Below are 25,571 nucleotides of genomic sequence, written 5' to 3' on the forward strand. Positions count from 1 at the left end.
CTGGAACACGCGGCCTCTCTAAAAGGCCTTTTAAAGCCTTTTAAAGGTAAAGGGGACTTCGAGGCCTGGGCCAGCCAGTGCTTCGCCATGCGCGACGAGTTGATTGCCCTGGCGCAGCGACAGGTGCTGCCACAGGCGTGCGGGCATCCCTTCCACCTGCTTCCCGTCGAGCTGGCCCAGCAGACCACTGGCGCAGGCACGACCTTTCTTCGCTGGCGCAAGCACGATCGATCGGCCATGGGCGTGGCGTTGTGGCAGGAGCTGATGGCGAGCCCCAGCACGCCGGTCAACCTGCTGCACGACCTGCACGAGATCGAACTGCAGCGCGTCATGCTGAACATGCAGATCAGCCTGCTGCACACCCTGGGCAGGCAAGCACAGGAATGCGCCAGCAAGGCCGCGCAGGCGGACAACACCTACCTGCGCCGGCTCGCGTCCGTTCCTGCCGCAGTGCGCGATCGGTGATTGCGCCTGCCATCCGAGCACGCGCCCGAGCCCAACGAGGCACGGGTATTTCAACCACCACGGAGATTCCAACATGAGCACACAATTCATCGGCGAGGGCAACATCGGATCGCCTCCCGAGTACCGCGAATTCCCCAATGGCAACGACGATCCTCGCCGGTTGCTCCGGCTGAACGTGTACTTCGACAACCCCGTCCCCACCAAGGGCGGCGAGTTCGAGGACCGCGGCGGCTTCTGGGCGCCGGTGGAACTCTGGCACCACGACGCCGACCGCTGGCAGCAGCTCTACCAGAAGGGCATGCGGGTGCTGGTCGTCGGCCGCATGGAGCGCGACCCCTGGACGGACAACGAAGATCAGCCGCGTGAGACTTGGCAGGTCAACGCGCGCAGTGTCGGCATCCTGCCGTACCGCATCGAGTCTGTGGCCCTCAGCCCGAAGCCACAGGAGGCAGAGCCGAAGCCCCAGGCCACCCAGGAATCGACGGCGCCGAAAGAGACCAAGCGCAGGAAGTGATCGGGCATGGAGGGCGGCTGCCGCAGTGCTTCGCCGCCCTCCATGCGCTGCGAATTATCCCCAGGGGATAGCTCCACCAACGTCCACCGAGTTCCACGCGCGCTCCCGGAAATCGCGGCTCTCGGCCCGCACACTTCCGGCCACGCACCTTCCCCGCACTCGCCATTTCATCGGCGTGAAAGCGGTCGCTGCCGCATGCGGCTTGTTTGCTGCTGCCAGGGGCTGCGCTCGGCATCCTCGATCCCAGCAACTCCATGAACAACAGGAATCGGGATGGACGGATATGCGGCTGTTCTTGTGCGAGAAGCCCTCCCAGGGCAAAGACATTGGCCGGATTCTCGGCGCCACGCAGCGCGGTGAAGGCTGCCTCAACGGTTCCGGCGTCACGGTCACCTGGTGCATCGGCCATCTCGTGGAGGCGGCGCCGCCCGAGGCCTACGACGAGCAGCTCAAACGATGGTCCGTTGAGCAGTTGCCCATCATTCCCCAGCACTGGCGGGTCGAGGTCAAACCGAAGACCGCCACGCAATTCAAGGTCGTCAAGGCGCTCTTGGCGAAGGCGACTCACCTGGTTATCGCCACCGATGCCGACCGCGAGGGCGAATTGATCGCCCGCGAGATCGTGGAGCTTTGCGGCTACCGCGGCCCCATCGAACGCCTGTGGCTGTCGGCGCTCAACGATGCGTCCATTCGGGCGGCACTGGGCAAGCTGCGGCCTTCGGCCGAGACGCTTTCGATGTACCACTCGGCGCTGGCGCGCTCCCGTGCGGATTGGCTCGTGGGCATGAACCTGAGCCGGCTGTTCACGGTGCTGGGGCGACAGGCGGGTTACGACGGCGTGCTGTCGGTCGGCCGCGTACAGACCCCGACGCTCAAGCTCGTTGTGGACCGCGACCGCGAGATCGCGCGCTTCGTGTCCGTACCATACTGGGCCATCGCCGTGTCCCTGTTCGCAGGCGGTTCGACTTTCGCCGCGCAATGGGTTCCACCCGATGCGTGCACCGACGACGCAGGCCGCTGCCTGCGGCAGCCGGTCGCACAGCAGACCATGCAGCAGATCCGCGCTGCGGGCAGTGCCCACGTCGTGTCGGTGGAGACTGAGCGTGTCCGCGAAGGCCCGCCGCTGCCGTTCGACCTGGGCACCTTGCAGGAAGTGTGTTCCAAGCAGCTTGGGCTGGACGTGCAGGAAACCTTGGAGATTGCCCAAGCCCTGTACGAGACGCACAAGGCCACGACGTACCCCCGCTCGGACTCCGGCTACCTGCCCGAGAGCATGTTTGCCGAAGTGCCCACCGTTCTCGACAGCCTGCTCAAGACCGATCCCTCGCTGCGCTCGATCATGGGCCAGCTCGACCGCTCGCAGCGCTCGCGCGCCTGGAACGATGGCAAGGTCACGGCGCACCACGGCATCATCCCGACGCTCGAACCGGCGAAGCTCTCCGCCATGAGCGAGAAGGAACTGGCCGTGTACAGGCTCATCCGGTCGCATTACCTGGCGCAGTTCCTCCCTCACCACGAGTTCGACCGCACTGTGGCCAAGTTTTCGTGCGGGGGGCAGAACCTGGCGGCCACGGGCAAGCAGGTTGTCATCCCGGGTTGGCGCCAGGTGCTCGCCGAGCCGCAGGCCGAAGACGGTGATGGCGAGGGCGATACTGCGGTCCGCGCCCAGGTGCTGCCCGCGCTGCCGAAACTGTATGAGGGCCTGGCATGCCAGGTGGCCGACGTCGATCTCAAGGCACTCAAGACGCTGCCGCCCAAACCGTACACGCAAGGCGAGTTGGTCAAGTCCATGAAAGGCGTCGCCAAGCTGGTGTCCGATCCCCGCCTGAAGCAGAAGCTCAAGGATACGGTTGGCATCGGCACCGAAGCGACGCGGGCCAACATCATCGGCGGCCTGATCGCTCGCGGCTACCTCGTGAAGAAGGGGCGCGCCATCCGCGCCTCGGATGCGGCTTTCACTTTGATCGATGCCGTGCCTGCGGCGATTGCCGACCCTGGCACCACCGCCGTCTGGGAACAGGCGCTCGACATGATCGAGGCCGGACAGCTCACCCTGGACGTGTTCATCGGCAAGCAGGCCGCGTGGATTTCGCAGTTGATTGCGCAGTACGGCAGCGCCTCCCTGTCCATCAAGGTTCCCCAAGGGCCGGCATGCCCGCAGTGCGGCGCACCCACGCGCCAGCGCAGCGGCAAGAGCGGCCCGTTCTGGTCGTGCAGCCGCTACCCGGACTGCAAAGGCACGCTGCCAGTCGAATCCGGCAGCTCCAAGCGCGGCGCCTCGCGCCCGCGCCGTAGCGGCCGCAAAGGCTCCTGACCGCCCCCGTTCCCCGTGAGCCGTGCCCGCCTTCGGCGGCGTGGCCCCTGTCCCGCACTCCGCCGCATGCCCTGCGGGACGCCCAGCGCGCAACGCCTTCTTGATCCGTGTGCGCGTCCCGCCCAGCCGTCCCCGGCCGCGGGACCTGAAGGTAGCTTCTCTGCGAGCCGCACCACGCGCGTTCTGTTGATCTGCGTTTCTTCCGCCCTCTGCGAAGGGTCTCCCGGTGGCTTGCCAGGCTGCACGAGCCACCGGGAGACCCTTCGTGGTCAGCGGTAATCGGTGCCGGTGCCCGCCGGTGCAAAAACGGGCTCCCTTTGTGCGCGGATGTGCGCCAGACGATGCCGGCCCCAGCCACGACATGGGCCGGGTGTGATTGCTTGATGAGCAGACGGTTCTAGCGACGACCGGGCCTGCCAATCAGCCCACGGGTGGTTCCTCTTTTCTCCCGAGCCGAAGGCCGTTGGGCCTTCGGCGCCATTCTCCTGCCCATCAACGTCCCGGCCCGGCCATTGGCCTGGGCCACACGAACAGGAGAGACGACATGCACCCTCAACCTTGCGCACCGCTGCTGTACGGCAGACGGAGGTCGAGAACGGCATGCCCGCCTATCGCGCGGCCATCGCCAATGGTACGCTCGGCTGCAGCCGAGGCCGTAGCCCAAAGGCTGGACTACCTCTTTTGCAGAGGTAAACCTCGGGATGAACTGGGCGAAAACATGCCTTATGTGCCCGCCTTACGGCGAGCTGTTTCCGATGCTTCGCGCAGGATTTCCCGCCCCCCATTCGCTGCGATTGCGGCCACGATGACGCCCAGCACCAGATCCGGGATGTTCGACCCGAACCCCATCACCAGCACCCCGGACAGCACAATCGCACCATTGACGATGGAGTCGTTGCTGGTAAAGATCGCTGACGCCTTGAAGTTCACATCTTCCCCGCGATGGCGGCGCAGTAGTCTGAGGCACACTAGGTTCAAAGCCGCGTTCAGCGCGGCCATGGCCATCATGGCTGGGCCGACAGGCTCTTCCCCTCCAGCGAAGCGGCGTAGGACTTCCAACAGCAGCAGCGCGGCCAGGCCGATTAGCAAGAAACCCGACAAGCGGGCCGCGCCCACCTTGACCGTTGCCGCACGACCGACGGCATACAGGCTAACCGCATAGACCGACGCATCGGCGAGGTTGTCCAACCCGGCGCCCATCAGCGCCGTAGAGCCAGCCCAGATGCCAAGGGCAATGCCGGCGGCGGACTGCGTCAGGTTGATCAGCAACACAGTCAGAAGAATCTTTCGGTCCTTCGCATCGCTCGCATCTAGGCGGCCCAACTCGTCGTTTTCGTGATTTCTGTGGTTTTCAGCCATGCATTGTTCCTTCCAAATCGATGGATGCTGAAGCCTGTAGCGGCTGGAGAGTCAAGGCGCAGATGCAACGAACTTGCCACAGGGTCTTCCCGGACGCCCTTGACTCTACCGTAGCTAGAAGGTTTTCCAATCCAGTCAGAGCTTTAGGACAGAACAGATGAGCACCAATGCGCCCCCTTCATTGCGACTGTCATCCGGTATGGCTGCTATCCACTGATCCGTGGCGCCACTGCGGTTGTGCTCTTCGGCGAGCTCGCGACCGGCCGGCCGTCTTTTCCGACGGAGCTACTCACAGTGATCGTCGCGCTCGCTTGTGCCGCCTTGCTAGAGGGCGGGCGGCCTTTCCACTCCCCGTTGAGCCAGTAGCGGCGTTCCAAGCTGTGGTTGGCCGTCGGCGCATGGCTCGGCTTCTTGGTCGTGCATCTGGCCTTCCAGCACTCCAATCTGGGATACCGGGTCGGGCCGTTGGGATTGTTGATCGGGGTGGCTGAAGCCCATCGCTGGCATCACAAGCGTGAGCACGAAGACGCCCAAGTCAACTACGGCGATTTCTGGATGCCCGGGGGCCACTTGTTCAGCGCTTTCCGGTCGCAAAAGCACACGCTGGGCGCCAAAGAGTGACACTCAAGAAAGATGGACTTTCCAATGGACTACGGCCCGCAGCTTGTCTATCCCTTCCGGAGCCGGCCAGCAGCGGCAAACGCTTGCGCTGCTGGCTATACGATCTTGCCCACGTCGCATTCTTGCGCGAGTCGGGCCTTGCGGCTTCTTGCGAAGCGATCGCGAGTTGCGTGGCGTGCCCATGAGTCGGGCCGCGTCGTGGCGCACTGCTACCTTGGCCTGCACCTGCACCTGCGCAGCCACGCCGCGATGCTCGGTCTGGCCTGGAGAACCCGTAAGGTGGCGGAGATTGCGGCGCGCAGGTCGTCCGGCTCGCGCTGGCTCCTGTGGGCCACGCCCTCGGTCGCACGCCGTCTCAAAACGTCAGAATCGCGCGCTTTCGCATGATGGAGCGCGGCACGTGGCTCTCAGAACTGGACCCGATCACTTCCAGCACCGATGACACGCTCGAGCTTCAGGCGGGCTCGGCCAAGCTGTTGAGAATGCCGCACTCGCGCGAGGTTCGGGCGCTATCGCAGGAGCGTCGCAGATCCATTAACTCGCGCTCCAAGGCGCGCAATTCCTTCATCTTGGTCCGCACTTGCGCGATATGAGCGTCGACCAGCGCGTTCACCTCGCCGCAGCCCAACTCTGGCCGATCCCGTAAGTTCAGCAGTTGACGGATCTCATCCAGCGTCATGTCCTTCGCCCGGCAGCGGCGGATGAACAGCAAGCGCTGCAAATGGACTTCGTCATAGAGCCTGAAGTTGCCCTCGCTACGTGCAGGCTCGGGCAGCAAGCCTTCTGACTCGTAAAAGCGCACGGTCTGCACCAAGCAATCTGCCTTCTTGCCCAGTTCACCGATCCGCATCATGGTTGCTTCCTATAAAAAACTTGACTCTATATCTACTAGAGGTTTTCTAATGATGGCATCCGGGGAAAACCTTGTCAATGAAGAGCGATCTATGAACAAAGAACCTTCCAGCCCATGCGCCTGCTCCGGCGGCAATGGCCAACAGACGGCGTGCGCCAGTGAGCAGGCCAGCACTGAAACCACCGTTTTCCACGTGAGCAACATGGATTGCCGCAATGAGGAAGCACTGGTGCGGCGAACGCTGGAGGGCATGCCCGGTGTCGAGCGGCTCCTGTTCGATCTTCCGCAGCGTTTGTTGACCATTTCGCACCGCGAAGTCTCGGCCGATGCCTTGGAGCAAGCGCTGAATTCGGTGGGCATGAAGGCTCAGGCTGTCCGAGACGCCGCCGTGTCGACCACCTACCGCATCGAGAACATGGACTGCCCGAGCGAGGAGAAACTCATCCGCTCGCACCTCGGGGCAGTCGAGGGAATTCAGGACCTCGACTTCGACCTCGCTGAGCGCACCCTGTCGGTGAAACACCTCGCTCAGGCACGCGCGCAGATGGAGCAGGTCCTGGCCTCGATCGGCATGCGCGCCAAGGAGCAGACCTTCGGCCACACGGGGCCGATCGAAGCCGCGGCTGTGATCCCATCCTCGGCCCTGCAGCAGCAACCAACCGCTGCCGTTTCCGCGCCGCCGATCGGCGAGCGGGTGACGTACCGGATCGAGAACATGGATTGCCCGACGGAAGAAGCGCTGATCCGCGACCGGCTGGGCAAGCTGCCGGGTGTGACCGCGCTCGACTTCAATCTGATGCAGCGTGTGCTGGGAGTCCAGCACACGCTGGCGACCTCAGCGCCGATCGAGAAGGCGCTTGCTTCCATTGGAATGCAGGCTGCGCGGCAGGACATGCAGACAGCCACCACGGTACTTCGCATCGCGAAGATGGACTGTCCGACCGAGGAAAGTCTGATCCGCGGCAAGCTGCAAGGCATGCCGGGCGTGCAGGGAATGGATTTCAACCTGATGCAGCGCACGCTCACGGTTCGGCACACACCCGACGCGATCAAGCCGGCAGTCGAAGCCATCGAATCGCTGGGCATGGAAGCCGAGGTCCAGAGGACTGATGAGCCGCGCGATGCCCCGGTGGCCGCGCACAAGACCAATTGGTGGCCGATGGCGGTTTCGGGCGTTGCGGCGGTGGCCGCCGAAGGCGTGTACTGGGTCAACGACGGCAATCATTGGGCCGTGATCGTGCTGGCACTGGTTTCGATCTTCACCGGCGGCCTCAGCACCTACAAGAAGGGCTGGATCGCGCTGAAGAACCTCAACCTGAACATGAACGCCCTGATGGCCATCGCGGTCACCGGCGGCATGGCGATCGGCCACTGGCCGGAGGCCGCCATGGTCATGTTCCTGTTCGCGTTGGCGGAAGTGATCGAGGCGAAGTCGCTGGACCGCGCCCGCAACGCCATTCGGGGGCTGATGGACTTGGCGCCCGAGACCGCGACCGTGCGGCAGGCCGATGGCTCATGGACAGAGCTGCCGGCCAAGGAGGTCGCAAAGGGCGCGGTGGTCCGCGTGCGTCCTGGCGAGCGCATCGCACTGGACGGCCTGATCACCTCGGGTCGATCGGCCATCAACCAGGCGCCCATCACCGGCGAGAGCCTGCCCGTCGAGAAGGCCGAAGGTGACCAGGTCTTCGCCGGAACCATCAATGAGACCGGCTCTTTCGAATACAAGGTGACCGCAGGCGCCAGCGACTCGACGCTCGCGCGCATCATCCATGCCGTGGAGTCCGCGCAGGGCAGCCGTGCGCCCACGCAGCGCTTCGTCGACCAGTTCGCCCGCGTCTACACGCCGGCGGTGTTCGCGGTGTCCGTGCTGGTTGCCGTCGTGCCGCCGCTCGCCTTCGGCGGCGCATGGTTTGACTGGGTCTACAAGGCCCTGGTACTGCTGGTGATCGCCTGCCCCTGCGCTCTGGTCATCTCCACGCCGGTCACCATCGTCAGCGGCTTGGCCGCTGCCGCCCGACGCGGCATCCTGATCAAGGGTGGCGTCTACCTGGAGGGCGGGCGCAAGCTCAAGGCGTTGGCCCTGGACAAGACCGGCACACTCACACATGGCAAGCCCGAGCAGACCGACTTCGTGCCGCTGATCGGCGAGGCGCAGGAAGTTGCCGCCTGGGCCGCAAGCCTCGCGGCACGCTCGGACCATCCTGTGTCTCAGGCCATCGCCCGCAAGGCGAACCGTGACGGCATCGCGCTGCACGAGGTCGACGACTTCGCGGCGCTGCCTGGCCGCGGCGTGCGCGGCCGCGTCGCCGGGCGCATGTTGCACATGGGCAACCACAGGCTCGCCCAGGAGCTGGGCCTGAGCGAAGCGACGCTCCAGGCTCGGCTGGAGACCCTGGAGCGCCAAGGCAAGACAGCGATCCTGCTGATGGACGATGCGACCGTGCTCGGCATTTTTGCAGTGGCCGACACCGTGAAGGAAACCAGCCGTGAGGCGGTGGCCGACCTGCAGGCGCTGGGTGTGCGCACGCTGATGCTGACGGGGGACAACCAGCACACGGCCGCGGCCATCGCTGCCCAGGTCGGAATCTCTGAAGCCCGTGGTGACCAACTGCCCGAAGACAAGCTCAAGACCATCGAAAGCCTGGTCGGCGGCGAGGGCCAGGTGGGCATGGTGGGCGACGGCATCAACGATTCGCCCGCGCTCGCCCGTGCCGACATCGGCTTCGCCATGGGCGCGGCCGGCACCGACACCGCGATCGAAACAGCCGACGTCGCCCTGATGGACGACGACCTGCGCAAGATCCCCGCCTTCATCCGGCTGTCGCGTAGCACTGCGGCGATCCTCACGCAGAACATCGTTCTGGCCCTTGGCATCAAGGCGGTGTTCCTTGCGTTGACGTTCACAGGGCATGCCACCATGTGGATGGCTGTGTTCGCTGACATGGGGGCAAGTCTTTTGGTTGTCGTCAATGGGCTGCGCCTCCTGAAGTTCAAGGCGGCATGAACAATGGATGAACCATCTCTTCGCAAGACGCAGTGGTACTCACTCGCGATCGTTATATTCGCCGGCGATCAGGCAGCTAAGAGCTACATTGACGCGACAACTCCCTTGGGTTGGTCGCACGAGGTGGCGTCATTCTTCAACCTAGTTCACGCTCTCAATCCCGGCGCGGCGTTCAGCTTCCTTGCTGGCGCGGGCGGCTGGCAGCGGTGGTTTTTTCTGGCGATCGCGTTCGCAATATCGGCATGGCTCGCATGGCTGCTCTCCCGGCCGCTGCGCAAAACGGAAGGCCTTTCGTACAGCCTCATTCTGGGCGGCGCATTGGGCAACGCGTTCGACCGCGCCACGCGCGGGCACGTTATCGACTACATCGACTTTCACCTGCACGGCTGGCACTGGCCCGCCTTCAACATCGCTGACATGGCCATCGTGGGCGGGGCGATCGCGCTGGTGGCCCAGTCGTTCATGAGCGTGGAGAACCCGGCCGCCACAAAGGAGTCCCAGTGACATTGGGACGATCCGGAAATTCGCAATGCACACGGTGCAGGACACCAATCTGAAGAGAACGGCCCCCAGCATGAGCGGCCGCGGCTTGGCCCTCATGCTAGCGCCCACCGCCGCTTTTGCTGCAACGCCCTGTTGCGATGGCGGCGATTGCTGCAACGACGTCGCAATGCCTTGCTGTGAATAAACAGCACGCAAGCCAGTTGACCTGGCAATTATGAAAGTCCATCACGGCGATGCTGGCCTTTTTCGTTCCAATGAGCCGTCACGGAGAGGTGATGATGAAGCTATGCCGGGATCCTGCAAGCTTTAGGACGGTCTTCTTTACCGCATAGCGATATGCTGATGTCACCCGTTCGCCTCGCCTGGCAAGTACAAGTAGTTCGTCGCGGTTTTCTGGCCGTGTCCGCCCGCTTCGCTGGCCCTTTTGCCCCAAACAAGCGCAATCATGCCTGCGTTACCACCAAAGTTCGCCCCCGCCAGTTGCTGTTCCTAAAGGGCATCAAGCTCAACGCCATCGCCGACCGGCCAGCGTATTTCGCATCGCTGCGTGCCCGTCGGGGCCAGCCCATCGTCATCCTCGCAGAGCTGGGACCGGACGAGGCATTCGCCCTGTGGAAGCAGCATGTACTGGGCGACAGGCCTCGCTGACCCAGTTTCGCCTCATCCTCCTGACAGCCCCGCACTTATTGCGGGGCTTTCTTTTTTCCGCGTTCGCCAATCGGGGCTGTTGCAAATGCCGATTTCCGGCTGACGCGGCTCGCCTCGCGCATGAAGCTGCCCGCATGTGTCGCTGATTCGTCAGCACCATGCCAGCAGCCAGAGTTTCCAGGCTGCCGCGGATTCTTTCCGCGCTACCCGCCAGTCCGCCATCGCATCGAGTCTGCGGACGCGCGTCACCCGTGACGCCGATGCTTTTTTCTCAACCGCGTGCGGGAGCTGCCATCCCGTGAGGGACGAGGCCCCGCTTTTTCCAAGGAGCCCGTCCATGTCCCAGCAAGCCTCTTTCGGCCAGTTGGCCTTGATCCATTGCGGCAAGTTCCTGCCGCTCGAAATCCTGCATAGCGCCGCCGGCCACTACATCGGCACGCGCGATACAGAAGGTCCCGTTTCGCGGGAATCCTGCCAGTACTTCCGCAGCTATGCCGCGGCTCAACGTGCCCTCGAAAGAGGCGGCTGGTCCCAGCTCGCCACACCCTGATCCAACTGGAGGAACCACGTCATGAACCAGCTTTTGCCCCAGGAAGTCGTCGATCAGATCATGCGGGAAGAGCAGCATTTCGCCGCCGCGCCCCAAGCCTTCTTCGAGGTCTGGAAGCGCGGCGTCGAGATCGCAGGCCCGCAATGGTTTGGCGACGGCACGCGCGAAGGCCTGAACCAGGCAAAGAGCAAGTGGGATCTGCGTCCCGACATGCTGCGTGCCAACGACGCACTCGGCGTCCTGAGCAGCGGGGAACGCATGTTCCTGTCCGCCATGTTCAGCTTCTACAACGCGCGCGAGGGCGGTGCCATGCTCAAGCGCTGCCACTTCCAAGGACTGTCGGACTTCGATGGTCTCGATCTGCAACGTCGCCAGGTGATCGCCGACCTGCTGCTGAACTACAGCGGTTGGTGAGCCGGTCCCTGGCACACCTTCATCACTGCGTTCACGGGACCCCATGAGGGACATGCGCCTCGTTCGAGGCCATGTCCCTCGCGTTTTCTCCCCGCCCAGCGCCATCCGGCATCAGGCGGTTTCCCCTGCGGATGCCATCGTCCGCAAGGGCTGGCTCCGTTCATTCATCGAAAGGAGCCTTCATGGCCAACAACTACTACGAAGCCACCGGCGTTCTCGTGCTCGACCGTGTGACGCCCGTCATCCAGGCGCTGTTCGGCGCCTTCGCGCTGGACGAGAGCCACCCCGGCAACGGGCAGGCCTACATCGCCCAGATCGCCGAGACCACCAATCCGCAATGGCCGGACGTGCTCGATGGCCTGGAAGACCTGGCCACGCAACTCGGTATTCCGATGCCGGACGACGAAGGGCTGTCGATCCCGCCGCTGCTCGAACTGCTCGCCGTGCACTTCCGTGCCGATGAGGACGAAGAGCTGGGGAACTTGATCGACCGTCATTCGTTCGAGGACACCGCCGATCTCGACGCATTGTTTCTGATCGCCACCCGGTTCGATGACGGGCACCACCTGACCGCCATCCAGTTCGAGGGCTGCTGGTACTGCAGCAAGCCGCGGCTGTTCGAGTTCGGCGGCAACGGCTGCTACCTGAGCCGCGAGGTCCGCTTCATCAGCTCCTCCTCCCAGGCCCTCCAGCTCGGCGACCAATTGCGCAAGACCATTGTGGCCGCCGACATCGAAGAGGCTTCGGCCCTGATCGCGCTGGAGACCATCAATCTGCTGGCGGGCGTCAGCGACGAGCCATTCCGCATGAATTTGCGCCGGCGCGTCGCCGAGCGATTGGCCCAAACGCCAACGATCAGCGTCACCTGACGCTGTTTCCTTTCTTTCCACCCACCGGGGTCAATTCCCGGTGGCGGGGATTTGCTCCATCATTATTCTGTTGGAGAAATCCCATGTCCCAGAATCCCAATCCCTTTCTACGCGGCTACTGGAATCTGAAAATCGTCCGCACGCTGTCCATCAGCTACGAGGACGGAAGCCCGCATGTTTGGCGAAACATCCACCCGAGCCAGCAGCACCTCTGCGACGCGGCGCTGGTTTCTTCTCCTTGCATCATCACCAGCGACTTCGCGGTGGTCAGGACTGGCACCGAACCTGTCGGCGCCGCACTGATCGCCGAATGCGACGCGGCTGAAGGGGGCAGCGGCGAAGGCATGGTGGGTGCCGTGGTGTACGCGATCCACGGCGACGACTTCGACGGCCGCCCCGTCCACATTGGCGACACCTATTCGGCCGAGGCCGCACGGGAAGTCGTGCAGCGGTTGAGCTTCGAGACCGGCTACTACAGCCGGTGCTGGGAAATCAGCAGCGCGCACATCAGCCGCGAAACCGGCCAGTACCTGGCCAACCTGGCTGACCTCGCGACGCCGGAGGCCTTTTTGTTCATCGCGTTCCGGATTCCCTACAGCCCGGCGATCGGCGTCAAGCTGATCTCCACGCCCTGGACGGACCAGCACCTGCAGGACGTCGAGGGGATCGCCGCCGAGCAGCTTCGGCAGGAGCACCGCAGCAAGGGCATGCCGGACGAGCTGGCACAGATCCTTGAACTGGCCGGCCAGGCCGACGTGCGCATCCTCATCCTCGATGCCGACGCACCCGTGTTGCCGGGCCTATCGCTGGCCGGCGAATAGCTGCCACACACATCCCCGGCCTTCCTTGTCCTCACCGCATGCCGGCCCGGTCTCCCGCCAGAGAGCCGGGCCGGCGCACTTTCACAGGAGCGATCCCATGTTCCCCGACCTCATCACACCCGCATCCGACTTCGAGCACCAACTCGGAGCCTGCGTCAACGCCATGAGCCAGGAAGATGCCATCGGCCAGATCCTGGTATTCGAGCGCATGAGCGGCACGCTGCACATGCGCCATATCGCCAGCGCCGACCTGGTGGACACCGACGTGGACGACTACGAAATGGTCGTCTTCGACGGTGGCAACACAAGCGGCGACACGTGGAAACACGTGTTCTTTCCGCGTCAGCGCGAGCACTACTTCGTGTACCAAGCCTGATTCCTCCAGCCCCTTTCGAGGGGCTTTTTCTTGCCCGCAGCACAGGAAAACGGTTGTGGTGCGGTGCCGTTTCCTGCGGGCAGGCAGACCGCCCCAGGGCCATGCTTGCCCCATGTTCGTCGGCGTTGCCGGCACATGCCCAGGCAGTCGAGACCTTCGAGGCTGCAAGCGCGGGAAACCGTGCTGGTCGTTTCTTCCTACGGACCTACCGCGTCCATCCACGCCACCCACAAGGGACCTCTCCCTTGCGGGCGGGGAATCCCTTGTTTTTCCTCAAGGAGTTTCCCCATGGATCGTTCCCTCATCAAATCCATGATGCCTTCGCTGGTCGCAGGCCATGTGCCCCGCAACGTGCGGTCGTTCAAGTACCGCGTGTTCGATGATCAGCCGCTGTCCTCAACGCTGGGCTTCGCCATCGACCCCCAACCCTTCGACGGCAAGGTGGTCGCCGCGACCGACGATGCCATCGTCGTCAAGCTCAAGCCTTCCGAGTTCGCGGTGCTCGATCCCAGCCTGGTGACCACGGTTCCTGCCGAAGGCGCCAAGGTGCATGTCCAACCCTATGCCCGTCGTCGCTTCGACGGACTGCGCGCGGACACGCCGGAGGTCATCACCGAGGAGACTTCGGACGGCACGCCGTACACCATCACGAGGCACATCCTCGGCTCGGCGCCGGCCAAGCTGCCCATTCCCACGCCGCAGTGCATGGAGTTGGGCCAGCTCATCGAGCAGTTGGAGGAGATGCCGGCCCCCGATCGCTTCCGGCGCATCACCCACATGCTGGTGGATGCCGGTGCCCGCGACTTCACCTGGGTCGATCCCACGCCCTCCAAGATCATCGAGACCCCGCCGGCGATCAGCTTCACGGTCTCGACCGCGAAGTTCGAGGGCCGGGTGACGATCCTCTACGACCGCGGCGGAGACACCTACGTGGTGGAACTGCACCGTCAGAACGGTGAATCGGTCGAACTGGTCGATCGGCACGACGAGGTGTATTTCGACATGCTCGGCGAAGTGCTGGAGAGGCTCATCGACGACGGGCGCTGGCGCCAGATCGACGTGAGCATCCTCGACGCGAAAGCGGCCCGCAAGCGCCAGGCCGTCCCGGCATGACGCCCCGCAGCGAAACCGGGCGGTCCTGCGGCTGACCCGAGGCATCCGCCACGGCGTTCCAGCCGTTCCGGCCGCGTGCACTACAGGCCCTTCATCCCATCGGATGGAGGCCTTTCTCATTCTTCCACACAGGAGATTTCATCCATGTCACTGCGATTCAAAGGCGCTGACCTGCGCCCCGTGCTGACCGAAGCCATCGCCAATCAGGGGTCGTCTCAGAAAACGGAAAAAAATCGTACGCTAAGAGCCGAAGTGGGCCCTTTAGCAGCAATGCAAAGCTGCGATCAACGGGCAGGAAACATTGCCATGGTGCGCGTTGCACTCTCTCACTAGCGTCGACAGGGCCTCTTCCATCCGCGTGAGGTCCGCCATGCGTGCGCGCACATCGGCCAGCCGGTGAGCAGCCAGTTCGGCCGCCTCGCTGCAATGGGTGCCGTCCTCCAGTTTCAGGAGCTGGCCGACTTCATCCAGGCTGAATCCCAGGCGCTGGGCTGACTTCACGAACTTCACCCGCGCCACGTCCGCCTGCCCGTAGCGGCGGATGCGACCGTAGGGCCGCTCCGGCTGGGGTAGCAAGCCCTTGAGCTGATAGAAGCGGATCGTCTCCACGTTGACCCGGGCTGCCTTGGCGAAGGCCCCGATGGTCAGATTCTCTTGAGCGTTCTCCATGGCGCTTGACTCCGTAGTTGACTACGGAAGTAACGTTACAGCATCAAGCGAAGTCCCGGAAGGAGAACCTTATGTCGGAACCCAAGAACGGCTGCGGCGCACTGGCGACCGGCGGCGTCGCGGCCGTCCTCGCCTCGGCCTGCTGCCTCGGCCCCCTTGTCCTGGTCGCGCTCGGCTTCTCTGGCGCGTGGATCGGCAACCTGACCGTGCTGGAGCCGTATCGGCCGATCTTCATCGGCGCAGCGCTCATCGCGCTGTTCTTCGCCTGGCGCAGCATCTTCCGACCAGCCCATGCCTGCAAGCCCGGCGACGTTTGCGCCGTGCCCCAAGTGCGGACTGCCTACAAGGTGATCTTCTGGATCGTGGCCGCCCTGGTTCTGGTTGCCCTCGCGTTTCCCTACGTCCTGCCGCTGTTCTACTGAAAGGAGATCACCATGAAGAAACTCACCACCCTCACCACCCTCATCGCCCTGGCCGCCGCTCTAAGCGCGCCCGCCTGGGCTGCCACCAAGACCGTCACCCTGTCGGTGCCCGGCATGACCTGCGCCGCGTGCCCGATCACGGTCAAGACGGCTCTGTCCAAGGTCGCCGGCGTCGAGAAGGCCGAAGTCAGCTTCGAGAAGCGGGAGGCCGTCGTCACCTTCGACGAGGCCAAGACCAATGCCGACGCCTTGACCAAGGCCACCGCAAACGCGGGTTACCCGTCCAGCGTCAAGCAGTGAGGGCGTAATCATGGCCGAGGCGATCACCCTCCACATCGAAGGCATGACCTGCACGTCGTGCGCCGAGCACGTCCAGCAGGCTTTGACGAACGTGCCCGGCGTGCGCGCGGCCTCGGTGTCCTATCCGCAGCGGCAGGCCGAAATCGAGGCGGATGCAGGCGTGAGCGTGGCCCCGCTGGTTGCCGCAGTGGCCACGCTCGGCTATCGCGCACGGCTTACCGACACGCCGAACAAGCCTGCCGGCCTGCTAGACAAGGCGCTGGGCTGGCTCGGTGGCGAAACGAAGCATGTTGGCGGTGAACAAGCGCTGCACGTGGCTGTGATAGGCAGCGGCGGCGCGGCGATGGCGGCTGCCTTGAAGGCCGTGGAGCAAGGCGCCCGCGTCACGCTGATCGAGCGCGGCACCATCGGCGGCACCTGCGTCAATGTCGGCTGCGTGCCGTCCAAGATCATGATCCGCGCCGCGCACATCGTCCACCTGCGCCGCGAAAGCCCGTTCGATGCTGGCCTGCCGGCCGCAGCGCCCGCTGTACTGCGCGAGCGGCTGCTGGCCCAGCAACAAGGCCGCGTCGAGGAGCTGCGCCATGCCAAGTACGAAGGCATCCTGGCAAGCACTCCGGCCATCACCGTGCTGCGCGGCGAGGCCCGGTTCAGGGACACGCGCACGCTGACCGTGGCGACCGCTGACGGCGGCACGCACGAGGTGAACTTCGACCGCTGCCTGATTGCCACCGGCGCGAGCCCGGCGCTTCCGCCAATCCCGGGCCTTGCGGACACACCCCACTGGACCTCCACCGAGGCGCTGGAAAGCAGCTCGCTCCCCGAGCGGCTGGCCGTGATTGGTTCCTCCGTGGTGGCGGTCGAGTTGGCGCAAGCCTTCGCCCGGCTGGGCAGCCAGGTCACGATCCTGGCGCGCAGCACGCTGTTCTTCCGAGAAGACCCGGCCATCGGGGAAGCCGTAACAGACGCCTTCCGCGCCGAGGGCATCGAGGTGCTGGACCACACCCAGGCGAGCCACGTTGCCTATGCGGGCGGGGAATTCGTGCTCACCACCGGGCAGGGGGAAGTGCGCGCCGACAAGCTGCTGGTCGCCACCGGTCGCGCGCCGAACACGCGCAGCCTGAACCTTGAAGCGGCAGGCGTCGAAGTCAATGCGCAGGGAGCCATCGTCATCGACCGCGCCATGCGCACGAGCGCACCGCACATCTTTGCTGCCGGCGACTGCACCGACCAGCCGCAGTTCGTCTATGTGGCGGCGGCGGCCGGCACGCGCGCCGCGATCAACATGACCGGCGGCGACGCGGCGCTGGACCTGACGGCGATGCCGGCGGTGGTGTTCACCGATCCGCAGGTGGCGACCGTGGGCTACAGCGAGGCGGAAGCGCACCACGACGGCATCGAGACCGACAGCCGGCTGCTGACGCTCGACAACGTGCCGAGGGCGCTCGCCAACTTCGACACGCGCGGCTTCATCAAGCTGGTGGCGGAAGCTGGCTCAGGGCGGCTGATCGGCGTACAGGCGGTCGCGCCGGAAGCGGGCGAACTGATCCAGACGGCCGCGCTGGCGATCCGCCACCGGATGACCGTGCAGGAGCTGGCCGACCAGTTGTTCCCCTACCTGACCATGGTCGAGGGACTGAAGCTCGCGGCGCAGACCTTCAACAAGGACGTGAAGCAACTGTCCTGTTGCGCCGGATGAGGAAAAGGGAGGTGTTCGATGAACGCCTACAGCCGCGCCAACCGCCGCATCTACGCGGCCTTGTCCGATCCCCTGTCGGCCACCCACCGGCACCGCCTCGACGATCTGCTCAAGCGCCACGACAACGGCAAGACGACCTGGCTGGCCTGGCTGCGCCAGTCGCCCGTCAAGCCGAACTCGCGCCACATACTCGAACACATCGAGCGCCTCAAAGCCTGGCAGGCGCTCGACCTGCCTTCCGGCATCGAGCGGTCGGTGCACCAGAACCGCCTGCTCAAGATCGCCCGCGAAGGCGGCCAGATGACGCCCGCCGATCTGGCCAAGTTCGAGGCACAGCGCCGCTACGCGACCCTGGTGCGCTCGCCATCGAGGGCATGGCCACCGTCACCGACGAAATCATCGACCTGCACGACCGCATCCTGGGCAAGCTGTTCAACGCTGCCAAGCACAAGCATCAGCAGCAGTTCCAGGCGTCCGGCAAGGCGATCAACGCCAAGGTGCGGCTGGCCACCTCGATCAAGCAGGGCACGGTGACGGCCTCGCTGATGCTCAGGAAACTCGGCAGCTACCCGCGCCAGAACGGCCTGGCCGTGGCGCTGCGCGAGCTGGGCCGCATCGAGCGAACGCTGTTCATCCTGGACTGGCTGCAAAGCGTCGAGCTGCGCCGCCGCGTGCATGCCGGACTGAACAAGGGCGAAGCCCGCAACGCGCTAGCCCGCGCCGTGTTCTTCAACCGGCTGGGCGAAATCCGCGACCGCAGTTTCGAGCAGCAGCGCTACCGGGCCAGCGGCCTCAACCTGGTGACGGCGGCCATAGTGTTGTGGAACACGGTCTATCTGGAACGGGCCTCAAACGCCTTACGCGGTCACGGCCAGACTGTCGATGACGCCCTGTTGCAGTACCTGTCGCCGCTGGGCTGGGAGCACATCAACCTGACCGGCGATTACCTCTGGCGCAGCAGCGCCAAGATCGGCGCGGGCAAGTTCAGGCCGCTACGACCGCTGCAACCGGCTTAGCGTACGATTTTTTCCGTTTTCTGAGACGTCCCCAATCAGTGCCGCATTGTCCTGGTCAAGGATCAGGGCGTGTACTTCCTCGCCGAGCGTGGGGAGCGTCGCCCGGATGGGCGCCAGGCACTGCTCGCCTACGCCGTCGGATGCAACCCGGACACCGACCCGTTCGATGACTGGTGGCACCTCGCCGGCCGCGAGCTGGGCGGCGATGACTTCGCGGAGTATTTCGACCCGAAGGACGGCCTGTTCACGCGCCTCCAGCACTCGGCGGACGATCTCGTGCTTTCCGCCACCGCCACGCACCTGTCCTTAGCAGTGGTGCCTCCCGCCTGACGCGGCAACCGCCTCGCAGCCCCCGCATCGGGGGCCTTCTTTTGTTCGCACCGCCGCCATCGCCGCGCGTGCGCGTTTGTCTCCAGCCGCCGAGGCACGCCCCGCCGGCCACAACGCCGGCATGCCACCGGAGACAACCGCATGAACACGCCATCGACCTCGCCGAGGCTGCACCTCCTACCGGTGTCGCTGCGCACGGCCAATGCATTCGTTCTGTCGCACCATCGCCACCACCGCCCGGTCCAGGGCGCGAAGTTCGCCCTGGCCGTCACGCTGAGCGACAGCGACCTGATCCACGGCGTGGCCATTGTCGGCCGCCCGGTCGCGCGGCACCTGGACGCTGGAAGTCACGCGGCTGTGCACCGACGGCACACCCAGCGCCTGCAGCAAGCTCTACGGCGCGGCCTGGCAGGCGGCAAGGGCGCTGGGCTACATACGCCTGCTCACCTACACCATGCCCGACGAAGGTGGCGCCAGCCTGCGCGCCGCCGGCTGGCGGCTGATCGGCGCGCGCGGTGGCGGCGCCTGGAGCCGTCCCGGCCGTCCGCGCGCCGATACCCCCGAGCACCTGCGCGGCGCCAAGTGCCTGTGACAGGCGCCGGGTGGCGCGGACAAAGGGAAGCGCCCGGGTGCCGATTGATTGCTGCCGCGCGCGCGAGGCCCCGCCATGCTGGCCCCATGCCTGCTGACGTCGTCAGCGACATGCCAGGCAACCATCGGTCTTCGAGGTTGCGGCGCAGTTCCCACTGCGTGACCGAGCCAGCTCGCACCGCATCCTTCCGCGAGCGGCCACCAGCCTCTGGTGGCGGATGCTTTCGCCTTATCAACCCACCGCGGGGTCACGCACCTTCCCCGCATGCGTGGGCCGGTGTGTCTCCGCTTCATCCCAATGGAGATTCACCATGAACACCACGTCCAACGAGAAATCGTATTTCGACCTCCACACCTCGGGCATCGGCTACATCCAGCGTGTCCGTGAAGTGCCCGTCCGGGGCGGCCGCCGTGCGCAGCCTTTCCTGGCATGCACCATCGCCGCGCTGGTCGGCCCCGCCCGGGACCCCAGCTACCGCTACTTCGACGTCAAGGTCTCGGGTGCCGAGGCCAAGAAGCTCGTTCAGCGCTACATCGGCGTTGACGATCCCAAGCAGCGCCCGCTGGTGCGCTTTCGCCTCGGTGACCTGTGGGGCGATGTGTACATCCGCGACAAGGGTGAGCAGAAGGGTCAGGCCGCCGCGTCCCTCAAGGCGCGACTGCTCAAGGCCGAACTGATCGACCGGGCCGAACTGGCTTCGATCGAGCAGCACGAGTTGATCACCCGCGGCATCGGCTATCTCAATCGTGTGAAGGACGTCACCCCAAAAGCTGGCGACTCGTTCCTCTCTTGCACCGTCGCGGCACTGGCCGGGCCTGTCGATGAACCGGAGTATCGGTACTTCGACACCATCGTCGCCACCCCGGAAGCCGAGCACCTGGTTCGCCGGTGCGTTCAGGCCGTCGAGGGTGACCGCAAGGTGCTGATCGCCTTCCGTCTGAACGACATGAAGATCGATCCGTACATCCGCACCAAGGGTGAGCACGCCGGGGAACCGGCCGCCAGCCTGGAATCGACGCTGGTCCACATCGGTCTCATCAAGATCGACGGCACCCAGGTCTATCCGACGAGCCAGGCGCAAGCCGAGGCGCCGCCGGCCGAAGACGCATCCGCGTCCGAAGCCGACGATGCCATCGACACGGCCACCGAGCCCGCCGAGCGCGAGCCCGAGGCGCAAGTCCAGGAGCAGGAGCCGGCATTGGCTGCTTCGTTCTGATCCGGCACGGCCTCTCACGGGGCCTTGTCGCTTTTCCTCCCCACGTACGCCGCGTCCCCAGGACGCGTGCTTGCGCATTTCATCCCCCGAGTTCCGCGTGGTCTCACGGCCACGCGGTTGTCGAATTTCTCAAAGGAGATCAGCCATGTCTCTGGTATCCCGCTTTGCTCCGCAATCCCCGATCCTGCGCTCTGATCGCCCACTCTCGGACGACCGCATTCGTGCCGTCGTTCCGTCGATCTTCGCCGACGCTCCACATGGGAGCCGGTCCGATCGGTATGCCTACATACCGACCTCGACCGTGCTGACCAAGCTGCGCCAGGAGGGCTTCGAGCCCTTCATGGTGTGTCAGACGCGCGTGCGCAACGAAGACCGGCGCGAGTACACGAAGCACCTCATCCGACTTCGCCATGCAAGCCAGATCAACGGCGACGAGGCGAACGAGATCATCCTGCTCAACAGCCATGACGGCACGAGCAGCTATCAGATGCTCGCCGGCATGTTCCGGTTCGTCTGCCACAACGGCCTGGTTTGCGGTGACACCACCGCAGACATCCGCGTTCCCCACAAGGGCGACGTGGCCAGCCAGGTGATCGAAGGTGCCTACGGAGTCCTCGAAGGTTTCGAGCGCGTGCATAACGCGCGCGATGCGATGCGCACCATCACCCTCGATGAGGGCGAAGCGGAGGTCTTTGCGAACTCTGCGCTCGCACTCAAGTACGACGATCCGGCCAAGTCCACGCCTGTCACCGAGAGCCAACTGCTGGCCCCTCGGCGATGGGACGACCGCAAGAACGACCTGTGGGCCGTCTTCAACCGCGTCCAGGAGAACCTAGTCAAAGGGGGCCTGAACGGACGCACGGCCAACGGCCGCAATCAGCGCACCCGTCCGGTGCAAGGCATCGACCAGAACCTGCGCCTGAACCGGGCGTTGTGGCTGCTGGCCGAAGGCATGCGCCAGCTCAAGGCGTGATGCCACGCGGACCTCGCCCACCTCGGGCGAGGCCATTTCCTCTCATCCACCGGGTGCCGTCGGCGGCCCGTCATTCATCATCAGGAGAACCATCATGGCAACCCCATCGGCTTCCGAGAAATCTGTTGCGCCCATCGTCGTCCCCGGCCAGCTCACGCTGCGTACCATCCGCGGCAAGAACGGCCCGTTCACGGTTGGCCGCCTCGCGACGCACCTCGGTACTTTCGAGGTCAAAGACCCGGAGCTGGAGCAGTACCCCGAAGGCAAGTACGACGGGGAATTCATCATCAGGTACATCTTCCCGAAGTCCTATCCGGTCGGCGGCGGCATGCGGTTCGAGATCCGTGCCAGCCTCGACGGCATGACGCTCAACGGCATCGACAAACTCAGCCGCGACGAAGCCCGCAGCTTCGCCACCCAGGACGTCGATCCGCTCGATGAAGAGCAAGGGGCGCAGCCTGCGGCAACGCCGGCCAAGCCCACCAAAGCGTCCAGGCCCGCCAAGCCCGCACCCGTGCAGGCGTCCGCGGACCCGCTGGTCGATACCACGCCCTTCGGCGTGGATGCGCCACCGCCTGCTACGGCCGCTGCCCCCGGCAGCACCGAAGACGGTGACGCCGCGCTCTTCGGCCTGCTGTGGCCGCTGGGCGAGTCCGTGAAACTGGATTCGACCATCGACCGCCGCACCCTGCGCGCGCAGATCGCCCGCCTGGGCGAGCTGGGCTACGCGCTGGACTTCAAGACGCAGGAGTGGAGCCGCCAGGCCGAACCAAAACCTGCGTGATCGCAGACGCCGCATGCGCGGTGTTCTTCATCCACCCGCCGGGGTTCCTTTCCCATGCGGGGGAGGCCCTGGCCATTTTCTGGAGGTCTCCATCATGTCCACCATCGCTTGCGATACCCCGCGTTCAACGCTGGATGAACCCGCGTGGCGGGACCTTTGCAAAGCGGCCGCCGCACACGCCCAGCGCGGTTGCGGCTTGTCCTACGACCACTACGTGACGCTCTTCAGTTCGGCGATCGACGCACAGGCCAATCGTTTGCCGGATGAGCAACGTGCTCAGGCTCTCGAAATCGCGGCCCAGGAATGGGACTACGCAACACCTGCCGAACGGCAGGAAACCCAGGACTGGAATGCGGAGCATGGCTATTGCTCGCACGGGATCGAGTTCGGCTACTGCCCGGCCGGTTGTGATCGAGACGATGACGACTGGGATTGAGGGCGACGCATAGGTTCCTTCGCCGCAGATGCGGCATTCCATCACCCGCTGGGGGTTCTTCCCCACGGGGAGGCCTTCAGCTCAACTTTTCGAGGAGGCCTCTCATGGGCTGGTATTTCTCAAACCAATCGCGGTCCGAACTGATCGCGGAACTGATCGCACCGCAAGAGACCGAGCGCGCCAGCGTCAAGGTCATCGCTCACACCCTGCGCGGCAACGTGCTGTGGTCCGTCGCCGAAGTGACCGCCAAGGTCGAAGGCGTGCATCGTGATCTCGCACCGGGCCAGTCCCTGCGCTACATCCGCTGCGATCTGCTTGAACGAAGCGGCGGCCAGTGGGGCTACAAGTCCTTGGACGAGTCCATGCACCCGTACTACTACACGTGCCCGCTGTCCTATCTGGACCTCGCACCGGAGCAGTCCGCCGACTGGCGTGCAGGCGTTCGCGCCTACCACGCCCGGCGGCGCACACCCACGGCATCCGCGGCATCCGCCGCGGCGTCGATGGCCTGAGCCAGGAGGAACCGACATGGACCCGATCCTGGCAACGCTTCCGCCCTCGTTGCTGGCACTCGTTGAAGGGAGTTTGTCCAACGACGAAGTGTCCTCCGACGAGGAAATGCTGGCGTACTTCATCGACAACGGCCTCACCGAGGACCAGGCACGGCAGGCACTGACCTACCGCGACCAGTACCTCAACAACATCTACCTGGAAGGCTTCACGCCGATCACTTCGGCGGACGAGCCGCTTCACTTCAACCCGCACACCCGGCAGTTCGAGCCGGACTGAGCGGTTTTCTTCCACCCCCTGGGGCAGTACTTGCCCCAGCGGGCGGTGCTGTTCCCGTTCATCCGAGGACACCACCATGCCCGCAAACACTTCTTCCACGCTGTACCGCATCGACGAATGCCCGGACGTGATGGCCGACGCCTGCGTCGGCGATGACCAGGGCAACCTGATCTTCCTGTCCATCTGGGCGCGGGACACCGCCGTCCAGCAGTTCCTCGCTCGCCTGACCCTCGGGCGCGACGAGCAGGGACTGGACCAGTTCCACGTCATCACCGACCAGGGCGGCAGCGTCCCGGTATTCATCGGCAACGTCGATCGCCTGGAAAAGCGCATCACGCGCGCGTACCGGCGGACGCTGTTCGGCTCGCTGTCCAACGTGTGGCTGTTCGACCGGCGCTGCGTCAAGCCCGACAAGGCCAACGCCAGCGCATTGGCACTGCTGCCACGCGACAGCGCCCACAGGCTTGACCGCCTGTGGATGCTGGTGCGGGACACCTGCCCGTTGCCGCTGCTCGATCACTGGCGCGAGACCGTGCTGGAACTGCTGCAAACCCGCGAGATGCTGGCCCGCCTTCCGTTCGCCCTCGGGCCGCTGGAAGGCCATCGGCTCGCCATCGACGTGCCGGCGCTGACCCTGGCGCTCGGCTCCCTGATCCGCAGCGACGCGCTCACCGCCTATCCGTATCCGGCCAAGATTTGGACGCCGGAAGCGGTAGCGGCTTGACCCACCCTCGGAGGCACGCCTTGGCGTACTTCCGTGTTTCATCCCCGCCAACCAGGAGACTTCCATGGCCCTCATGTTCCCGCGGCTCGCCCGCAATTTCGTCAAGAACGGATATTTCCCGACCGACGAACCCACGCTCGAAAGAGCGCTCAACGCACTGATGCCCAGCGACGGGCCGATGTGCATCCTCGATCCCTGCGCCGGCGAAGGCGTGGCGATCGCCGAAGCCGCCCATGCCCTCGGGCGCGAGCAGGCAAAGGCGTTCGCCGTCGAGTTCGACGCGGAGCGGGCGCGCCATGCCCGCGGCCTGGTCGATCACTGCCTGCACGCGGACCTGATGGACACGATGGTCTCCAAGCAGTCCTTCGGGCTGCTCTGGCTCAACCCGCCGTATGGGGACCTGTCCAAGGACGTCAACGGCAACATCGGCTATCAGGGCCAGGGCCGTGCCCGCCTTGAAAAGCTGTTCTACCAGCGCACGCTCTCGCTGCTGCAATACGGCGGCGTGCTGGTTTTCATCGTCCCCGGCTACGTGCTCGACGCGGAGTTGGTCGGCTGGCTGACGCGCCACTACACGGACCTGCGCATCTACCGAGCGGTGGAGACGCAGTTCAAGCAGGTGGTGATCTTCGGACGCCGGGTGCGCCAGCGCGAGCAGGTGCCCGATGGCGTCAAGGCCGTGCGCAATCTGCTGTTGCAGGTAGGGCAAGGCGAAGTCGAAGCCGAGGAACTGCCGAGCGAGTGGCCGTTCCTGCCGTACATCGTCCCCGCCAGCCCGGCCGAGCCAGAGCATTTCTTCCGCGTGACGATGGAGCCCGAGCAGTTCGCCGATGAGGTTGGCAGGCTGCAAGGCTTGTGGCCATCGCAGGACACGCACCTGGGGGCTGCGCAGCAATCGCTGCGTCCACCGGCGCGGGCCTTGTCCCGCTGGCATCTCGCCCTGGCTCTGGCCGCGGGTGCGATCTCGGGGGTTGTGCGCTCCAAGACCGGGCGCGTGCTCGTCGTCAAAGGTGACACCCACAAGGACAAGACGCTCCAGCGGGAGTTCACCGAACGCGAAGACGGCTCCATCGCCGAGACCCGCATCCTCACCGACAAGTTCGTTCCCGTCATCCGCGCGTGGGACATGACACCTGGCTCCGCGACACGGGGCGAGGTGTTGACCATTCGCTGATCCACCGGACGCGCTGCCGTCC

30 protein-coding genes and 2 pseudogenes are annotated in these 25,571 nt (G+C 64.9%); 29 read left to right on the plus strand and 3 right to left on the minus strand.

Annotation, left to right across the window (positions count from 1 at the left end; genetic code table 11):
* From B3361_RS08875 to B3361_RS08885, 3 genes are all read left to right on the plus strand, one after another.
* Positions 1–465: DUF3158 family protein (locus tag B3361_RS08875; protein WP_286920181.1), on the plus strand; the 465-nt coding region annotated here is incomplete at its 5' end.
* A gap of 73 nt (positions 466–538) precedes the next feature.
* Positions 539–979 carry a single-stranded DNA-binding protein gene (locus B3361_RS08880; RefSeq protein WP_003098976.1) on the plus strand — a complete coding sequence of 147 codons (441 nt, stop codon included), beginning with the start codon at positions 539–541 and terminating at the stop codon, positions 977–979.
* 283 nt (positions 980–1,262) lie between these two features.
* Positions 1,263–3,293, plus strand: coding sequence for a DNA topoisomerase III (locus tag B3361_RS08885; protein ID WP_003116834.1), 2,031 nt, complete (start codon positions 1,263–1,265; stop codon positions 3,291–3,293).
* 723 nt (positions 3,294–4,016) lie between these two features.
* On the opposite strand, the gene B3361_RS08890 is transcribed toward B3361_RS08885, so the two are convergent.
* Positions 4,017–4,652: a cation transporter gene (locus tag B3361_RS08890; protein ID WP_003098972.1), complete on the minus strand. Its 636-nt coding sequence runs from the start codon at positions 4,650–4,652 to the stop codon at positions 4,017–4,019.
* Positions 4,653–5,069: 417 nt separating this feature from the next.
* Here B3361_RS08890 and B3361_RS08895 point away from each other — a divergent pair, with 417 nt between their 5' ends.
* Complete coding sequence (locus B3361_RS08895; RefSeq protein ID WP_023657334.1) at positions 5,070–5,273, plus strand: hypothetical protein; 204 nt, start codon at positions 5,070–5,072, stop codon at positions 5,271–5,273.
* A gap of 24 nt (positions 5,274–5,297) precedes the next feature.
* Positions 5,298–5,660, plus strand: a complete 363-nt coding sequence (locus B3361_RS24030; RefSeq protein ID WP_196495817.1) for a DUF3703 domain-containing protein — start codon at positions 5,298–5,300, stop codon at positions 5,658–5,660.
* 67 nt (positions 5,661–5,727) lie between these two features.
* Here B3361_RS24030 and cadR read toward each other — a convergent pair whose 3' ends face one another.
* Complete coding sequence (gene cadR, locus B3361_RS08900) at positions 5,728–6,126, minus strand: Cd(II)/Pb(II)-responsive transcriptional regulator (RefSeq protein ID WP_003098965.1); 399 nt, start codon at positions 6,124–6,126, stop codon at positions 5,728–5,730.
* Positions 6,127–6,217: 91 nt separating this feature from the next.
* Between cadR and B3361_RS08905 the strand changes: the two genes are divergently transcribed.
* The 9 genes from B3361_RS08905 to B3361_RS08945 all read left to right on the plus strand — a co-directional run bounded on the left by B3361_RS08905 (position 6,218) and on the right by B3361_RS08945 (position 14,425).
* Positions 6,218–9,130, plus strand: coding sequence for a heavy metal translocating P-type ATPase (locus B3361_RS08905; RefSeq protein WP_003098961.1), 2,913 nt, complete (start codon positions 6,218–6,220; stop codon positions 9,128–9,130).
* A 3-nt stretch (positions 9,131–9,133) separates the two neighbouring features.
* Positions 9,134–9,634, plus strand: coding sequence for a signal peptidase II (lspA, locus tag B3361_RS08910; RefSeq protein ID WP_003098955.1), 501 nt, complete (start codon positions 9,134–9,136; stop codon positions 9,632–9,634).
* A gap of 336 nt (positions 9,635–9,970) precedes the next feature.
* Positions 9,971–10,282: a hypothetical protein gene (locus tag B3361_RS08915; RefSeq protein WP_003108988.1), complete on the plus strand. Its 312-nt coding sequence runs from the start codon at positions 9,971–9,973 to the stop codon at positions 10,280–10,282.
* Positions 10,283–10,619: 337 nt separating this feature from the next.
* Complete coding sequence (locus B3361_RS08920; protein ID WP_003116833.1) at positions 10,620–10,832, plus strand: hypothetical protein; 213 nt, start codon at positions 10,620–10,622, stop codon at positions 10,830–10,832.
* Between the two features lie 21 nt (positions 10,833–10,853).
* Positions 10,854–11,246, plus strand: a complete 393-nt coding sequence (locus B3361_RS08925) for a hypothetical protein (RefSeq protein WP_003116832.1) — start codon at positions 10,854–10,856, stop codon at positions 11,244–11,246.
* Between the two features lie 182 nt (positions 11,247–11,428).
* Complete coding sequence (locus tag B3361_RS08930; protein ID WP_003116830.1) at positions 11,429–12,115, plus strand: hypothetical protein; 687 nt, start codon at positions 11,429–11,431, stop codon at positions 12,113–12,115.
* Between the two features lie 83 nt (positions 12,116–12,198).
* Positions 12,199–12,936: a hypothetical protein gene (locus tag B3361_RS08935; RefSeq protein ID WP_003116829.1), complete on the plus strand. Its 738-nt coding sequence runs from the start codon at positions 12,199–12,201 to the stop codon at positions 12,934–12,936.
* 97 nt (positions 12,937–13,033) lie between these two features.
* Positions 13,034–13,312 (plus strand): hypothetical protein, encoded by a 279-nt coding sequence (locus tag B3361_RS08940; protein ID WP_003116828.1) that lies wholly within the window; start codon positions 13,034–13,036, stop codon positions 13,310–13,312.
* Between the two features lie 288 nt (positions 13,313–13,600).
* Positions 13,601–14,425, plus strand: a complete 825-nt coding sequence (locus tag B3361_RS08945; RefSeq protein WP_003098941.1) for a hypothetical protein — start codon at positions 13,601–13,603, stop codon at positions 14,423–14,425.
* 261 nt (positions 14,426–14,686) lie between these two features.
* Here B3361_RS08945 and merR read toward each other — a convergent pair whose 3' ends face one another.
* On the minus strand, positions 14,687–15,094 hold the full coding sequence (gene merR, locus B3361_RS08950; protein WP_003098939.1) for an Hg(II)-responsive transcriptional regulator: 408 nt from the start codon (positions 15,092–15,094) through the stop codon (positions 14,687–14,689).
* 71 nt (positions 15,095–15,165) lie between these two features.
* On the opposite strand from merR, the gene merT reads away from it, so the two are divergent.
* From merT to B3361_RS09020, 15 genes and pseudogenes are all read left to right on the plus strand, one after another.
* Positions 15,166–15,516: a mercuric ion transporter MerT gene (gene merT, locus B3361_RS08955; RefSeq protein ID WP_003116827.1), complete on the plus strand. Its 351-nt coding sequence runs from the start codon at positions 15,166–15,168 to the stop codon at positions 15,514–15,516.
* Between the two features lie 12 nt (positions 15,517–15,528).
* Complete coding sequence (gene merP / locus B3361_RS08960) at positions 15,529–15,816, plus strand: mercury resistance system periplasmic binding protein MerP (RefSeq protein ID WP_003116826.1); 288 nt, start codon at positions 15,529–15,531, stop codon at positions 15,814–15,816.
* 10 nt (positions 15,817–15,826) lie between these two features.
* Positions 15,827–17,515: a mercury(II) reductase gene (merA, locus tag B3361_RS08965; protein WP_003098932.1), complete on the plus strand. Its 1,689-nt coding sequence runs from the start codon at positions 15,827–15,829 to the stop codon at positions 17,513–17,515.
* 18 nt (positions 17,516–17,533) lie between these two features.
* Complete coding sequence (locus tag B3361_RS24035; protein WP_003098931.1) at positions 17,534–18,049, plus strand: Tn3 family transposase; 516 nt, start codon at positions 17,534–17,536, stop codon at positions 18,047–18,049.
* Positions 18,013–18,531, plus strand: a pseudogene (locus tag B3361_RS24040) (Tn3 family transposase); the annotation flags it as partial. The gene B3361_RS24035 and the pseudogene B3361_RS24040, both read left to right, overlap by 37 nt.
* Before the next feature lie 45 nt (positions 18,532–18,576).
* A complete protein-coding gene (locus B3361_RS08975; RefSeq protein WP_031629745.1) occupies positions 18,577–18,861 on the plus strand; it encodes a DUF3085 domain-containing protein in 285 nt (94 codons plus the stop codon).
* A gap of 141 nt (positions 18,862–19,002) precedes the next feature.
* Positions 19,003–19,453, plus strand: a pseudogene (locus B3361_RS23930) (XF1762 family protein).
* A gap of 310 nt (positions 19,454–19,763) precedes the next feature.
* Positions 19,764–20,669: a DUF3577 domain-containing protein gene (locus B3361_RS08985; RefSeq protein WP_003116825.1), complete on the plus strand. Its 906-nt coding sequence runs from the start codon at positions 19,764–19,766 to the stop codon at positions 20,667–20,669.
* A gap of 145 nt (positions 20,670–20,814) precedes the next feature.
* Positions 20,815–21,642, plus strand: coding sequence for a DUF932 domain-containing protein (locus B3361_RS08990; RefSeq protein WP_003116824.1), 828 nt, complete (start codon positions 20,815–20,817; stop codon positions 21,640–21,642).
* Positions 21,643–21,736: 94 nt separating this feature from the next.
* Positions 21,737–22,426: a DUF3275 family protein gene (locus B3361_RS08995; RefSeq protein ID WP_003116823.1), complete on the plus strand. Its 690-nt coding sequence runs from the start codon at positions 21,737–21,739 to the stop codon at positions 22,424–22,426.
* Between the two features lie 94 nt (positions 22,427–22,520).
* Complete coding sequence (locus tag B3361_RS09000) at positions 22,521–22,862, plus strand: hypothetical protein (RefSeq protein ID WP_003116822.1); 342 nt, start codon at positions 22,521–22,523, stop codon at positions 22,860–22,862.
* A gap of 104 nt (positions 22,863–22,966) precedes the next feature.
* Positions 22,967–23,374: a hypothetical protein gene (locus B3361_RS09005; protein ID WP_003116821.1), complete on the plus strand. Its 408-nt coding sequence runs from the start codon at positions 22,967–22,969 to the stop codon at positions 23,372–23,374.
* 16 nt (positions 23,375–23,390) lie between these two features.
* Positions 23,391–23,651 carry a hypothetical protein gene (locus B3361_RS09010; protein WP_003090124.1) on the plus strand — a complete coding sequence of 87 codons (261 nt, stop codon included), beginning with the start codon at positions 23,391–23,393 and terminating at the stop codon, positions 23,649–23,651.
* A gap of 76 nt (positions 23,652–23,727) precedes the next feature.
* On the plus strand, positions 23,728–24,375 hold the full coding sequence (locus B3361_RS09015; protein ID WP_003116820.1) for a hypothetical protein: 648 nt from the start codon (positions 23,728–23,730) through the stop codon (positions 24,373–24,375).
* Between the two features lie 40 nt (positions 24,376–24,415).
* Positions 24,416–25,549: a DUF6094 domain-containing protein gene (locus B3361_RS09020; protein ID WP_223224654.1), complete on the plus strand. Its 1,134-nt coding sequence runs from the start codon at positions 24,416–24,418 to the stop codon at positions 25,547–25,549.
* Positions 25,550–25,571: the final 22 nt, after the last annotated feature.

Source organism: Pseudomonas sp. UBA6699 (genome assembly GCF_002454615.1).
Lineage (GTDB): Bacteria > Pseudomonadota > Gammaproteobacteria > Pseudomonadales > Pseudomonadaceae > Aquipseudomonas > Aquipseudomonas juntendi.

What these genes read in the sequence shown, in the direction of transcription:
- merR (WP_003098939.1), bottom strand. Translation starts at nt 15,094, where the DNA reads ATGGAGAACGCTCAAGAGAATCTGACCATCGGGGCCTTCGCCAAGGCA.
- B3361_RS24035 (WP_003098931.1), top strand. Translation starts at nt 17,534, where the DNA reads ATGAACGCCTACAGCCGCGCCAACCGCCGCATCTACGCGGCCTTGTCC.
- B3361_RS08885 (WP_003116834.1), top strand. Translation starts at nt 1,263, where the DNA reads ATGCGGCTGTTCTTGTGCGAGAAGCCCTCCCAGGGCAAAGACATTGGC.
- B3361_RS09010 (WP_003090124.1), top strand. Translation starts at nt 23,391, where the DNA reads ATGGACCCGATCCTGGCAACGCTTCCGCCCTCGTTGCTGGCACTCGTT.
- B3361_RS08940 (WP_003116828.1), top strand. Translation starts at nt 13,034, where the DNA reads ATGTTCCCCGACCTCATCACACCCGCATCCGACTTCGAGCACCAACTC.
- B3361_RS08915 (WP_003108988.1), top strand. Translation starts at nt 9,971, where the DNA reads ATGCTGATGTCACCCGTTCGCCTCGCCTGGCAAGTACAAGTAGTTCGT.
- B3361_RS08880 (WP_003098976.1), top strand. Translation starts at nt 539, where the DNA reads ATGAGCACACAATTCATCGGCGAGGGCAACATCGGATCGCCTCCCGAG.
- B3361_RS09015 (WP_003116820.1), top strand. Translation starts at nt 23,728, where the DNA reads ATGCCCGCAAACACTTCTTCCACGCTGTACCGCATCGACGAATGCCCG.
- merT (WP_003116827.1), top strand. Translation starts at nt 15,166, where the DNA reads ATGTCGGAACCCAAGAACGGCTGCGGCGCACTGGCGACCGGCGGCGTC.
- B3361_RS09005 (WP_003116821.1), top strand. Translation starts at nt 22,967, where the DNA reads ATGGGCTGGTATTTCTCAAACCAATCGCGGTCCGAACTGATCGCGGAA.
- B3361_RS08995 (WP_003116823.1), top strand. Translation starts at nt 21,737, where the DNA reads ATGGCAACCCCATCGGCTTCCGAGAAATCTGTTGCGCCCATCGTCGTC.
- cadR (WP_003098965.1), bottom strand. Translation starts at nt 6,126, where the DNA reads ATGATGCGGATCGGTGAACTGGGCAAGAAGGCAGATTGCTTGGTGCAG.
- B3361_RS08920 (WP_003116833.1), top strand. Translation starts at nt 10,620, where the DNA reads ATGTCCCAGCAAGCCTCTTTCGGCCAGTTGGCCTTGATCCATTGCGGC.
- merP (WP_003116826.1), top strand. Translation starts at nt 15,529, where the DNA reads ATGAAGAAACTCACCACCCTCACCACCCTCATCGCCCTGGCCGCCGCT.
- lspA (WP_003098955.1), top strand. Translation starts at nt 9,134, where the DNA reads ATGGATGAACCATCTCTTCGCAAGACGCAGTGGTACTCACTCGCGATC.
- B3361_RS08925 (WP_003116832.1), top strand. Translation starts at nt 10,854, where the DNA reads ATGAACCAGCTTTTGCCCCAGGAAGTCGTCGATCAGATCATGCGGGAA.
- B3361_RS08890 (WP_003098972.1), bottom strand. Translation starts at nt 4,652, where the DNA reads ATGGCTGAAAACCACAGAAATCACGAAAACGACGAGTTGGGCCGCCTA.
- B3361_RS08935 (WP_003116829.1), top strand. Translation starts at nt 12,199, where the DNA reads ATGTCCCAGAATCCCAATCCCTTTCTACGCGGCTACTGGAATCTGAAA.
- B3361_RS08930 (WP_003116830.1), top strand. Translation starts at nt 11,429, where the DNA reads ATGGCCAACAACTACTACGAAGCCACCGGCGTTCTCGTGCTCGACCGT.
- B3361_RS09000 (WP_003116822.1), top strand. Translation starts at nt 22,521, where the DNA reads ATGTCCACCATCGCTTGCGATACCCCGCGTTCAACGCTGGATGAACCC.
- B3361_RS08905 (WP_003098961.1), top strand. Translation starts at nt 6,218, where the DNA reads ATGAACAAAGAACCTTCCAGCCCATGCGCCTGCTCCGGCGGCAATGGC.
- B3361_RS08985 (WP_003116825.1), top strand. Translation starts at nt 19,764, where the DNA reads ATGAACACCACGTCCAACGAGAAATCGTATTTCGACCTCCACACCTCG.
- B3361_RS08945 (WP_003098941.1), top strand. Translation starts at nt 13,601, where the DNA reads ATGGATCGTTCCCTCATCAAATCCATGATGCCTTCGCTGGTCGCAGGC.
- B3361_RS24030 (WP_196495817.1), top strand. Translation starts at nt 5,298, where the DNA reads ATGGACTACGGCCCGCAGCTTGTCTATCCCTTCCGGAGCCGGCCAGCA.
- merA (WP_003098932.1), top strand. Translation starts at nt 15,827, where the DNA reads ATGGCCGAGGCGATCACCCTCCACATCGAAGGCATGACCTGCACGTCG.
- B3361_RS08990 (WP_003116824.1), top strand. Translation starts at nt 20,815, where the DNA reads ATGTCTCTGGTATCCCGCTTTGCTCCGCAATCCCCGATCCTGCGCTCT.